Origin of the sequence: Paenibacillus sp. FSL R5-0914, assembly GCF_038004525.1 — a bacterium.
Taxonomy (GTDB): Bacteria; Bacillota; Bacilli; order Paenibacillales; family Paenibacillaceae; genus Paenibacillus_AQ.
Genome location: NZ_JBBORH010000003.1, coordinates 1,192,370 through 1,204,633, shown reverse-complemented (window position 1 = coordinate 1,204,633; position 12,264 = coordinate 1,192,370). Strand labels below are relative to the sequence as shown.

Sequence of the window (12,264 nt, the reverse complement as noted above, 5' to 3'; positions counted from 1 at the left end):
TCCGTTCTCTATTAAGCATTCTTCACACAGTATATGGGCGGGACAAGTAGTGGGTGCCAACCTAATTACTTCTTCAGTTTTCAACCTTACGCTGACAGCTTGGACAATAATGCGTGCCGCGGCCACCTACAACCGTTTTCTCAATCATCGTTCCACAGTGGTTACACGGCTGATCTTTACGACCGTAAATCAACAGCTGTTGCTGATAAGTGCCGCTCTCACCTTGACCATTCACATATGATTTTACAGACGAACCACCAGCGTTTACCGCTTCCGTTAGCGTACTGACAATAGCGTGATGCAGCTGATCAAGTTGCTCATCCGAAAGATCTTTGGCGCTGACTTCAGGATGTATCCCTGCACGATGTAACGACTCATCTACATAAATATTACCTATGCCGACGATATATTCCTGATTCAGCAGCAGTGATTTAATTTTTGTGCTTTTGCCTGATACAATCTGCTTAAACCTCTCCGGCGTAAAGGATGGCTCCAGCGGCTCCTGTCCTAGCTTATTAAGAGGAGGCAGCTGGAGGTCTTCACCAATCTGAAAAAGATGCATTGTACCAAACTGACGAACATCCGTGTAACGCAGCTCAGTGCCATCGGTAAAATGGAATATCACATGCGTATGCTTGTCCAGTGGATCTTCGTTCGAAAAAAGTCCGTAACGGCCCTCCATCCGTAAATGAGATACCAGCACCAGACCGTCTAACACGATGCGCAAAAATTTCCCTCTTCGTTCAACATTAACAATGCTATGACCTGCGAGCAGGTTGGCAAAAGCCTGAATATCATCCGGCCGCTGAATAATCCGGGCCAACCGGACGGTTACACTCTCTATCTGCTTTCCATTAACTAAATCATTCAGTGTTCTCTTGACTGTCTCTACTTCCGGTAATTCCGGCATGATGTCTTCACCTCAACTACATTATAGCTGATATGCACACCTTAAAGGGAGCCTATTTCGCTTCGTACCAGTTGCTGCCAAAACTTACCTCTGCTTTAAGCGGCACCGATAACTGCAATGCTCCACCCATTACTTCCGGCAAAAGCGTCTTCATGAGCTCCATTTCATCCTCTGGCACCTCGAATACAAGCTCATCGTGTACCTGAAGCAACATACGGCTCTTTAGCCCACGCTCAAATAGCGCCTTGTCCATATGCACCATCGCCAGCTTAATAATATCAGCGGCAGTTCCTTGTATAGGTGTGTTCATTGCTGTACGTTCCGCAAAAGAACGCAGATTAAAGTTCTTCGCATTAATCTCAGGCAAGTAACGACGGCGTTCCAGCAGCGTGGTTACATAACCATGTTTCCTTGCATCAACTACGATATCATCCATATATCGACGTACACCTTGGTATACCTCGAAATACTGCTCAATAAATTGAGCGGCTTCTTTGCGAGGAATATTCAAGTTCTGCGACAGACCATAATCACTGATTCCGTACACGATACCAAAGTTAACGGCTTTAGCAGCACGACGCATATTGCTATCAACCTGATCGGCGGTAACTCCAAATACATCCATCGCTGTCTTCGTGTGAATATCCATATCATGGAGAAAAGCTTCCTTCATCCGCTCATCACCGGAGATGTGCGCAAGTACCCGTAGTTCAATCTGCGAATAGTCCGCCGCCAAAATGGACCAGCCCGGTTCGGATGGAACAAACACTTTACGGATTTTACGTCCTTCTTCTAAGCGGATTGGAATGTTCTGCAGGTTCGGAAATTGGCTGCTAAGACGTCCTGTCGCAGCAATCGTCTGCCGATAGAATGTATGCACCTTCCCTGTTTTCGGGGAAATTTCCTTGAGCAGCCCCTCTACATAGGTGGATTGCAATTTGGCAATCGTGCGATATTGTAGAATCAAACGTACCACATCGTGATACGGTGCTAACTTTTCCAGCACCTCTGCGTCTGTAGAATATCCGGTCTTCGTCTTCTTGACGACAGGTAGACCCAGTTTTACAAATAAGATCTCGCCCAACTGCTTAGGTGAATTCAAATTAAACTCTGTGCCACAAATTTCATAAATTTCGGTGACCAGCTTGGAAATCTGAGCTTCGAATTCTTTTCCTAATTCTTTAAGATCCCCTTCGTTGACTGCAATCCCCTGTTTCTCCATATCCGCAAGAATACGTGATAATGGCATTTCGAGATCCTCGAACAGTCCGGTCATCGCCGTTTCAATCAATTCCTGCTGTTGTTTCTGTGCGATGCCAAGTACCGCAGCACTCTTACGTGCGACATGATTTCCTAAGATTTCAAGCTCAGGAATCTTATATTTGGCGCCTTTACCAAATACATCTTCATCAGGTGACAATCTTGGCAAGCCGTATTTCGTAGCGAGATCGTTTAGGTTCTGATTAGCTTCCGTCGGATCCAGCAAATAAGCCGCCAGCTGCACATCATGGGCTGCACCTGCAAAAGCAATCCCCTGCCAATGCAGTGCCAAATCAGCACGGTGAAGATCATATCCGCTCTTCGGAGCCTTCTCATCTCCTAACCAGTCGCGTAGCTTCGCAGCCGCTGGTTTCTGTAGTAATTCAAACGGCACATAATAATGTCGCTCCAGAGTAGATAGCCCTACCCCGATCACCTCGGCACGATGCGGATTATCCCCATTGGATTCTACATGCAGTGCCGAAATACTAGGGAGCGCTTCATTTAGCGCCTCAAGTTCATCTTCACTCACGATCGAAATATCGAGTGTAGCAGCTTCTACTTCCGCTGCACCCTCTTCTCCATCAGCTACTGGAGCATAGGCACTAAGTGACAACCTTTCCAGAAGTGATTTGAATTCTAATTTTGCGAGAGCGGGTCCTGCTGTATCCGCAGAAATTCCGTTAAAGATCATATCTTCCCACGAATGCTCAAGAGGCACTTCACGATAGATGGTTGCCAGTTTCTTACTCATGACAGCGTCTTCCGCGTGTGCTTCCAGTTTTTCTTTCATTTTACCTTTAAGCTCACCGGTTCCTGCTAATACACCTTCAACCGATCCAAATTGATGCAACAGCTTGAGCGCTGTTTTCTCACCAACACCCGGAACGCCCGGAATGTTATCACTCGCATCACCCATCAGTCCCTTAAGGTCGATGATCTGCTCGGGTGTTAAATCATATTTCTCACGAATTTGTTCTGGTCCATAAAGCTCAACCTCAGTAACTCCTTTGCGGATCAACGCAACGGTCGTATGTTCGGAAGCCAGTTGAAGCATATCCTTGTCTCCCGACACGATCATAACCTGCCGGCCTGCTTCATCTGCTTGGCGAGAAATGGTTCCAATAATATCATCGGCCTCATAATTGCCAATTTCAAACTGCGGTACACCCAGATTTCTGAGCAAATCTTTCAGCAGTGGAAACTGCTCGGAGAGCTCGGGAGGTGTCTTTTGCCGACCGCCTTTATAATCCTCATAACCTTCATGCCGAAATGTGACTTTCCCTGCATCGAAGGCAACAATCATATGTGTCGGCTTGTGTTCTTCAATTAAACGGAGCAGCATCGTTGTGAAACCGTACACCGCGTTCGTCTGTTGCCCTGCTGTATTCGTTAGCGGGGGCATCGCGAAGAATGCGCGGTAAATAATATTATTTCCATCTATAAGTATCAACTTGTCCATAGTGCACCTCGCCTTTTTCATGCTTACTTCTTACATCTTAACATATGGCCTGTCCAAGTAGAAACGGCTATACAACAAGTAGCCGTCCTAATATAAGGACGGCTACTCAATTTACCTAAAAATAAACAAAAGATGTGAAGGTGCAAGTAATGGAGGAGAGGTTTGGAACTGTAGGAGCAGAGCGCCCGCCTTTGTCTCTGGATTTACACCACTAAAGGTGGTTAAAATAAAATAAATCTGGAGACAACAGCGGCCGAAAATCCAAACACTCTCTGTAATTACCAGCCACTGAACATCTTTTGCAAAACACTACTCATTCAAATCTGGACGACTACCGGTAACCAGGTAAACTACGCTTTCACCAATGTTAGTAGCGTGATCGCCAATCCGTTCGATATAACGGCCTACCAGTGTCAATAACATAGCTTGGGATACTGTCTCCGGCTTTGTTACCATATAAGAATACAACTCATTGATCATTGCACCATATAATTGATCGACCTGATCATCATCCTGTGCCATTTTATAAGCCAGATCAGTGTTCTCATCCAGGTAAGACTGGATCGCCTCATCGATCATAATTGTCACGATTTCAGCCATACGAGGAATGTCTACAAGGGGCTTAATCAGCTGTTGGCCTTGAAGACGCATGGTCGCCTTAGCTACATCAATCGCCAGATCCCCCATGCGTTCCAAATCGCTTGATATTTTGAAGGCAACGATAATGCGGCGCAAATCCTTAGCTACGGGCTGCTGCGTAATAATTAAGCGTGAGCCAATTTCCATGATTTTATCTTCCATGGCATTCAGCTGTAAATCCGCTTCAACGACTTCCTGTGCGAGCGTTGTATCTAGATTTTGTAATGCATTAATTGCACCTTCAAGAGCATCCTTAACATGCTCACCCATCTGCTGCAGCAGACTGCGCAGCTCTTCCAAGTCTTTATCAAATTCTTTTCTGCGAATCATAATAAGAGCGATCCTCCTCATTAACGTATGGTCAGCTTGCCATTTCCAGGGACGAACACCCTTTTAAATCTGATCAGCCGAAACGTCCGGAAATATAATCTTCAGTGCGGGAATCTTTAGGGTTCGAGAAAAGCACCTCTGTGTCCGCCGCCTCTACAATTACACCATTTAAGAAAAACACGGTTCGACCGGATACACGTGCGGCCTGATGCATGTTATGAGTTACCATAACAATGGTATACTCACTTCTTAATTCCTGAACAAGCTCTTCTATCTTGAGAGTGGATACAGGGTCGAGCGCAGAGGTTGCCTCATCCATTAGCAGAATATCCGGCTGTACCGCTAACGCTCTAGCAATACAAAGCCGCTGCTGCTGTCCACCAGACAAGCTAAGGGCAGATTTCTTCAGAAAATCTTTCACTTCCTCCCATAGGGCGGAGTGACGCAAGCTTTTTTCTACGATCTCATCCAGTTCACTTTTGGAACGGATGCCGTGTAAACGGGGACCGTAAGCTACATTGTCGTAAATCGACTTAGGAAAAGGATTCGGCTGTTGAAACACCATACCGACCTGCTTACGCAGGCTTTCCACCTCTACCTCATCACTATAAATATTTTTGCCACCGATGTTTACTGTTCCTTCTATACGTGTGCCAGGAATCATATCATTCATACGATTCAATGTGCGAAGCAATGTGGATTTCCCACAACCGGAAGGTCCAATAAAAGCGGTAACCTGTTTCTCCGGGATTTGCAGATTCACATTCTTCAGTGCGTGGAACGACTCATAGTAGAGATCAAGATTCTCTATGTCAATGATGGATTTCATTAGTGTTTACGTCTCCTTCTCATCATCTTCGATCTCCATGATAAGCTTTTAGTGTAAATACAGTTGGAGAGAAATGTTAACGCAATGTAAAATCAGTGAGATGAATGGGTCCACATCACAGTATTTCCCCAGAAGCCAACTAGTACTCCGAGCATTTCTTATTTATGAAAAGTATAGAAAAAATAGAACTCCAGTCACTCTAAATGACCGGAGCTCTTTTTTTATTAACCACTAATTTATAGCCTACGCCTCGAATCGAATCGATATGAACGGATTCTGGATCCAGCTCAAGCTTTTTACGAAGTGAACTTACATGCACGTCCACCGTACGCTGCCCACCAATATAATCAAAGCCCCATACAGCATTCATGAGATCATCTCTCGTCAACACAACTCCTGGCTTACGAGCCAAATATAATAGCACTTCGAACTCTTTAGGCCGCAAGTTAATACTATGACCACCAAGGGAGACTTCATATCTCTCAGGGTAAATCTCTAATTGACCTAAGATAATGGTAGAAGCAGAGATAGGTGTTTCTGTAGGTGCTTCCTCAGCAAGTCCAGAAATCCTCCGAAGTACAGCACTTACTCTAGCGAGCAGTTCAGAGACGCCGAATGGTTTGGTTATATAATCATCAGCACCTGATTTCAGCCCTCTAACAACATCTTCTTCCGCATTTTTGGCGGTCAACACAATAATAGGTGTACGGATACCTTGTCCACGCAATTTATCAAGGATGTCAATGCCATTCATACCTGGCAACATCAGATCTAATACGATCAAGTCAAAAGGTTCCCTCGTCGCACGATCATATCCTGCCGTACCATGATCCTCTACTGTTACCTCGTAACCTTCCTGCGTTAAGTTATAGGACAGCAGCCGGGCCAGTGTCGGTTCGTCTTCAATGACAAGCAATCGTTGAGCCATAGGTTCCCCCGTCTTCCATATAGTTTGATTTTTACAAAGCAACAACAAAACAATCATATCACCACAATGTTAACTTGGTGTAAAATCAATAAGATGAATTTACAAAAAATCTAATCCACCTTTTCTTCCTGCAAGAGCGGCAACTCAATAATAAATGAACTTCCGATCCCCAGATCACTTTTAACCGAAATCACACCATGGTGCAGATCTATCAAGTGCTTCACAATAGACAGTCCCAGCCCCGTTCCACCGGAGCTTCTTGATCTTGCTTTATCCACTCGATAAAAACGTTCGAAAATGCGCGGCAGATCCTTTTTGGGAATTCCCATCCCTGTATCGGTAACGGTAAATTGGACATTCTCAGAACCATCTGGCTTCAGTATATTCTTAACATAGACTTTTACGCTACCCCCTTCATGCGTGTAATTAATCGCATTGGAGAGCAAATTCATAAAAATTTGACGTAGTTTATCTTCATCGGCCTCAATGAACAGCTCCTCAGGAACCTCTACGTTAAGACTAATACTTTTCTTCTCAGCCACTTTGCTAATGGTTCCCAGCACGGAATCAAAGAATTCAATGATATGAACAGGTGAGCAATCGAGCTGCACACGTTTAGATTCGATTTTAGATAATTCCAGAATATCTCCAATCAATCGATTTAAGCGTTCGTTCTCATCATAAATAATTTGCAAGAAGGAACGGGCTGTCTTCTCATCCTTAACCCCACCACCCAGCAAGGTCTCGGCAAATCCTTTAACAGCGGCAACCGGCGTCTTCAATTCATGGGATACGTTAGCGACAAATTCACTTCGCATCCGCTCCAGGCGACGAATCTCTGTTACTTCCTGCAGCAGGAAGAGCATGCCTCTATACGTCCCGTCCTGGATCATAGGTACTGCGTCCATACGTACAATCCGCTCTCTCGGATTGTAAATACTTCGTTCTTCATGGAGCGGTTCTTTATTCGATACCCCTTCTTCAAGCAGACGTGTTAACTCATAATGACGCTTTAGCTCCTTGTACGAATGACCCGCCATTTCACTGTTGCTAACATCCAGCATCCGCTCTGAGGCTCGGTTCAGCAGGGCAATTTCTTCGTCCGCATTGATCATTATGATGCCGCCAGTCATATTGTCCAGTACGCTTTGCAGCAGATCCTCATTATCACGAATAGTCTTAAGCTGAGCTTGAAGACTGTCAGCCATGGCATTTATTGCTGTCGCCAGCTGCCCGACCTCATCTTTACGCTTCAAATGGACTCTTGCATCATAATCAAGATCTGTAATACGCCGCGCGACTCTCGTGATTTGTTCAAGCGGTGAAGTCATGCTCGATGCCACTTTGTAGCTGACAATAGTTGCTGCCAGGAACAAAACAACTAACCCCCCAGCCATAATCATCCAAGCACGGTTAAGCCCTTCCGTTACTGCATCCAGTCCCATCGAGACCCGAATGTAACCGTCAAAACCATGATCTGAGGTCACCCGCTCAGCTACATATAACATCTCGCGATCTAAAGTTTCGCTGTAACGAATGGCTCGTCCAGTCCCCTCTTTAGCCGCAACAATCTCCTCTTCACGATTGGCGTGATTGTCCATCTCCAGAGGATTTTTCTCTGAATCCCCTAAAACTTCACCTGACTTACTGATAAAAGTAATCCGGGAATCTAGAAGCTCGGCGACATGCTCTGCCTGCTCCGTGTAATACGGAATGGCATTGGTGGCGTTCATATCTACAAATTCCAATGTGCCTGCGAGTAAATTTATTTCCCGGGACATGTTCTCTTCGAGAGCAGCTATATGGGAGCTCTTAAACAGATGAGCCATCGTAAATCCAGTGCCAATCATGGAAATACCGATTAAGGCCATAAGTATAAACGTAAGACGAGCGCGAAACGGTTTCATCTGAAGTGTGCCTCTCCCTTTTTCATTGTATCTTTTATCCTAACTTCATTTTCATCAAAAAACCAGTGCTACTATTTTCGTGACATAAATCCCTACTATAATAGATTATATAAAAATAACAGCCCAAGTTGATTATCTCTGGACTGTTACTTTGTATTACTTTTGTAAAATATCATGATTTCATTCTATACAGGTTGCAAGAAACCACTGATTGCCCTGAGCATCTCTAATACCCGCTCCTCTTTCTCCATAAGGCTTATCCAATGGTTCTTCAATGATGGATGCCCCGGCATCCAAGCACTTACGAAAGGTCTCATCCACATTTCTTACATATAGATGAATAGCGAGCTGTACTGGTGAATATTTCTCATTAGCTTCGGAAACCTCGATGATCGAATCTCCTATTCTAAGTTCTGCATGTCTAATCTTGCCTTCATCATTCCGCAGCATATCATTAATTCTTGCATCAAAGCAGTTCACAACAAAATCAATCAATTGATCTGCACCAGCCACGATAAAATACGGAGTAACGTTAAGAAGACCATTTCTAATATAATGTGGTACCATTCGTAAACCTCCTTTAGACAAGCATAAACACCTTCGACATCCCTATCTATATGGACGCTAAGTGATTATACGAGGAATATAAGGATAAATTATAGCGTGGAACATATAAATTCTTATATTTTCGATAAAACCGGAGAAAAAGCCATAGCAGCGGATGTCCCCACTTTATGACTAATTCACCGGACTGTACCCGACTTATTTAAATACAGGCTCTTTAAACTGAGTTAATTTTGCTGCGGAATCTTTCTCTACATCTGCGTGCAGACTGTTACCATGGGCATCCATCGTTACAATAGCAGCGAAACCATCCACATCCAAATGCCACATTGCTTCAGGAATGCCAAATTCCATAAAATCAACAGCATTTACCTTCTTGATGCATTCCGCATAATACTGTGCAGCGCCACCAATCGCATTGAGATATACGCCCCCGTGCTCCTGAAGAGCTTTTAACGTTTTAGGACCCATTCCACCTTTTCCGATGACGGCACGAATTCCAAATTTTTTGATAATATCGCCTTGATAGGGCTCTTCACGGATACTAGTAGTCGGACCGGCTGCTTTAACATGCCAGCCTTCCTCGTCCTTCATCATTACAGGACCACAGTGATAGATAACTGCACCGTTCAAATCCACCGGAGCCTCATGATCCATTAGATATTTATGAAGTGCGTCACGGCCCGTATGCATTTCACCGGATAAAATTACTACATCCCCAACTCGTAAACTACGGATATCCTCTTCACTAATCGGTGTAGTCAGGTGGACTTCGCGAGATCCAGTAGCTGCATTGTCTTCACCTGCATCTGCCACTTCCGTTTCCGACGCCTGGTCCCGTCCATCATCAACCGAAATCCCTGTACCACTCTCGTACAACCAGTCCTCTATATTGCCTGTTGACGGATCAACCAGCACACCTTGGCGACGGAAAGCCCAACAATTGTAGGCAACAGATACGAAAAAGCTGGCTGGCAAACGATTCATAACGCCGACCTTACAACCAAGCAGCGAAACTTCCCCACCAAAGCCCATCGTTCCAATACCCAACTTATTGGCATTCTCCATGATGTAGTCTTCCAGCTTGCTGAGATCCTCTATTGGATTAACATCCTCCACTTTGCGGAACAACTGCTTCTTAGCCAGCTCATAGCCAGTTGTGCGGTCGCCGCCGATACCAACACCTATAAAACCAGCGCTACAGCCTTGCCCTTGTGCCTGATAAACAGCATGTAAAATACATTTACGAATTCCGTCCAGATCACGGCCTGCCTTGCCCAATCCTTCTAATTCTGCTGGAAGGCTGTATTGAATATTCTTATTCTCGCAGCCGCCACCCTTCAGAATCAGTCTGACATCTATTTTTTCCTCTTCCCATTGTTCAAAATGAATGACCGGTGTCCCTGCTCCCAAATTATCTCCGCTGTTCTCACCTGTCAATGAATCTACAGAATTTGGACGAAGCTTACCATTCTTGGTCGCCCGTACAATGGCGTTGTGAATATCTTTTTTCATCTCAATCTGATTGATTCCCACAGGTGTGTGAATGATAAATGTAGGCATTCCCGTATCCTGACAGATCGGTGATACTTGCTGCTCAGCCATTCCGATATTTTGAGCAATCGTAGTTAACGCAAGACCTGACCGGGTAGCTCTGTCCTCTAGTGCGCGACCCTTGGCGACCGCCCGGCGTACATCACCCGGCAAGTTCGTGGACGTTTCAACAATTAGATTATAAATGCTGTCTTCAAAATGCTGCATATTCATTCAAGCTCCTCTCAGCAGATCCAGATTATCAAAAGTCTGATACAATTAGTATAATAATATCATACCTAGCAGCTCATGAAAGGGGTTACTTTAAAATTGAACTACCATTTTTCCGCCTATTTATATCGGCTTCAATACATTCAGCGCTGGAGCCTAATGCGCAGCACCGCACCTGAGAACGTTGCTGAGCATTCTTTCCATGTAGCTCTGCTCACACATATGCTCTGTTCCATTGGTAATATTCATTATGGACGTTCATTAAACGCCGAAAGAGCAGCAACTATGGCCCTGTTCCATGATGCCAGCGAAGTGTTCACGGGTGACATTGCCACACCAGTGAAATACAATAATCCTCGGCTACTAACCAGCTTCCGCGAAATGGAAAGAATTGCTGCGGAACGCTTGACCGGTATGATTCCTCCCGAACTTCAGGGCATTTACACGCAGCTCATGCAGCCAGAAGACAGTTCTCCCGATTCGGAGGACGTTCTCCTGCACAGCTACGTTAAGGCAGCCGATCGACTGGATGCTTACCTAAAGTGTGTCTGGGAGGTTGCTGCGGGCAACCGTGAATTCGCAGCGGCGAAAGAGCAGACAGGTGCGAAGCTACGCGGACTCGGCTTACAGGAAGTAGATTATTTCCTCACTCATATGGCTCCGAGCTTTGAAATGTCGCTCGATGAGCTGTCTGCTGGAAACTAAATCCCAAGATCAATACAAAAAGCTCTAATTCGGCTAACCCTGAATTAGAGCTTTTTATATAAGTATCTAGGTTTGGTTGGCTGAGCCTCTACCCGTTTACGACCTCGCCACCGTTTACATGGATGACCTGTCCGGTCACATAACTCGAATCGTCGGAGGCTAGATATACATAAGCTGGGGCCAGCTCCTCCGGTTGTCCCGGTCGCTTCATAGGCTGCGTACCGCCGAACTCACTAACCTGTTTTGCATCAAAAGTAGATGGAATAAGCGGTGTCCAAATTGGACCCGGAGCAACGCCATTTACCCGAATGCCTTTCTCTGCCAGATTCGTAGATAAGGAACGCGTGAAGCTCAGAATGGCTCCTTTCGTTGAAGAGTAGTCCAGTAATTGTGGACTACCACGATAAGCGGTAATCGAAGTCGTATTAATGATAGCTGATCCTGCTTTCAGATGAGGCATAGCCGCTTTGGTCAAATAAAACATTGCAAAAATATTCGTACGGAATGTACGCTCTAGCTGCTCGGACGTAATATCCTCAATCTTAGCTTGTGGATGTTGCTCCGCCGCGTTATTGATGAGAATATCCAGTTTCCCGAGGCCCTCTACCGTCTGTTTAATGAGATCTTTACAGAAGGTTTCCACACCAATATCTCCTGGAATCAGAATGCATTTGCGACCTTCCTGCTCCACCTGGCGTTTCGTTTCCTCTGCATCAGAGTGTTCATTCAGATATGAAATAACTACATCGGCGCCTTCTTTTGCAAAAAGAACAGCCACTGCCCGTCCGATCCCGCTGTCTCCTCCAGTAATAAGTGCCGCCTTGCCCTGCAATTTACCTGCCGCCTTATAATTAGCCGGCTCATATTTCGGCAACGGCTTCATTTCGCTCTCAATTCCTGGCTGATGATGCTGTTCTTGCGGGGGTAAGGTTTTCGTAGCTTGCTTGTCGTTTGACATAATCCTAG

The 12,264-nt window shown here is 45.2% G+C and carries 10 protein-coding genes; 1 reads left to right on the top strand and 9 read right to left on the bottom strand.

The annotated features are described in order from the left end of the window. Positions 1 to 73 precede the first annotated feature (73 nt). The 8 genes from mutM to MKX60_RS28510 all read right to left on the bottom strand — a co-directional run bounded on the left by mutM (position 74) and on the right by MKX60_RS28510 (position 10,590). Entirely contained in the window at positions 74 to 910 is an 837-nt protein-coding gene (gene mutM / locus MKX60_RS28545) for a DNA-formamidopyrimidine glycosylase (protein ID WP_042186551.1), read from the bottom strand. A 52-nt stretch (positions 911 to 962) separates the two neighbouring features. Beyond that, the gene (gene polA / locus MKX60_RS28540; protein WP_042186549.1) at positions 963 to 3,632 is read right to left on the bottom strand and encodes a DNA polymerase I; all 2,670 of its coding nucleotides are present in this window, start codon (positions 3,630 to 3,632) and stop codon (positions 963 to 965) included. 309 nt (positions 3,633 to 3,941) lie between these two features. After that, positions 3,942 to 4,601, bottom strand: a complete 660-nt coding sequence (phoU, locus tag MKX60_RS28535; protein ID WP_042186547.1) for a phosphate signaling complex protein PhoU — start codon at positions 4,599 to 4,601, stop codon at positions 3,942 to 3,944. Positions 4,602 to 4,674: 73 nt separating this feature from the next. After that, positions 4,675 to 5,430, bottom strand: coding sequence for a phosphate ABC transporter ATP-binding protein PstB (gene pstB, locus MKX60_RS28530; RefSeq protein ID WP_042186541.1), 756 nt, complete (start codon positions 5,428 to 5,430; stop codon positions 4,675 to 4,677). Positions 5,431 to 5,629: 199 nt separating this feature from the next. Then, complete coding sequence (locus tag MKX60_RS28525; protein WP_042125998.1) at positions 5,630 to 6,358, bottom strand: response regulator transcription factor; 729 nt, start codon at positions 6,356 to 6,358, stop codon at positions 5,630 to 5,632. A gap of 110 nt (positions 6,359 to 6,468) precedes the next feature. After that, positions 6,469 to 8,265, bottom strand: a complete 1,797-nt coding sequence (gene pnpS, locus MKX60_RS28520) for a two-component system histidine kinase PnpS (RefSeq protein ID WP_076300910.1) — start codon at positions 8,263 to 8,265, stop codon at positions 6,469 to 6,471. Between the two features lie 180 nt (positions 8,266 to 8,445). Continuing rightward, the gene (locus tag MKX60_RS28515; RefSeq protein WP_339269977.1) at positions 8,446 to 8,832 is read right to left on the bottom strand and encodes a VOC family protein; all 387 of its coding nucleotides are present in this window, start codon (positions 8,830 to 8,832) and stop codon (positions 8,446 to 8,448) included. A 195-nt stretch (positions 8,833 to 9,027) separates the two neighbouring features. After that, entirely contained in the window at positions 9,028 to 10,590 is a 1,563-nt protein-coding gene (locus tag MKX60_RS28510) for a fumarate hydratase (RefSeq protein ID WP_042193545.1), read from the bottom strand. A gap of 102 nt (positions 10,591 to 10,692) precedes the next feature. Here MKX60_RS28510 and yfbR point away from each other — a divergent pair, with 102 nt between their 5' ends. Further along, positions 10,693 to 11,298, top strand: coding sequence for a 5'-deoxynucleotidase (gene yfbR, locus MKX60_RS28505; RefSeq protein WP_143764010.1), 606 nt, complete (start codon positions 10,693 to 10,695; stop codon positions 11,296 to 11,298). 88 nt (positions 11,299 to 11,386) lie between these two features. Here yfbR and MKX60_RS28500 read toward each other — a convergent pair whose 3' ends face one another. After that, positions 11,387 to 12,256, bottom strand: coding sequence for an SDR family oxidoreductase (locus MKX60_RS28500; protein ID WP_042186532.1), 870 nt, complete (start codon positions 12,254 to 12,256; stop codon positions 11,387 to 11,389). Positions 12,257 to 12,264 lie beyond the last annotated feature (8 nt).

Excerpts from the sequence above, each read along its gene's own strand:
- mutM (WP_042186551.1), bottom strand. The coding sequence starts at position 910 with ATGCCGGAATTACCGGAAGTAGAGACAGTCAAGAGAACACTGAATGAT.
- pnpS (WP_076300910.1), bottom strand. The coding sequence starts at position 8,265 with ATGAAACCGTTTCGCGCTCGTCTTACGTTTATACTTATGGCCTTAATC.
- pstB (WP_042186541.1), bottom strand. The coding sequence starts at position 5,430 with ATGAAATCCATCATTGACATAGAGAATCTTGATCTCTACTATGAGTCG.
- MKX60_RS28515 (WP_339269977.1), bottom strand. The coding sequence starts at position 8,832 with ATGGTACCACATTATATTAGAAATGGTCTTCTTAACGTTACTCCGTAT.
- polA (WP_042186549.1), bottom strand. The coding sequence starts at position 3,632 with ATGGACAAGTTGATACTTATAGATGGAAATAATATTATTTACCGCGCA.
- MKX60_RS28500 (WP_042186532.1), bottom strand. The coding sequence starts at position 12,256 with ATGTCAAACGACAAGCAAGCTACGAAAACCTTACCCCCGCAAGAACAG.
- phoU (WP_042186547.1), bottom strand. The coding sequence starts at position 4,601 with ATGATTCGCAGAAAAGAATTTGATAAAGACTTGGAAGAGCTGCGCAGT.
- MKX60_RS28525 (WP_042125998.1), bottom strand. The coding sequence starts at position 6,358 with ATGGCTCAACGATTGCTTGTCATTGAAGACGAACCGACACTGGCCCGG.
- MKX60_RS28510 (WP_042193545.1), bottom strand. The coding sequence starts at position 10,590 with ATGCAGCATTTTGAAGACAGCATTTATAATCTAATTGTTGAAACGTCC.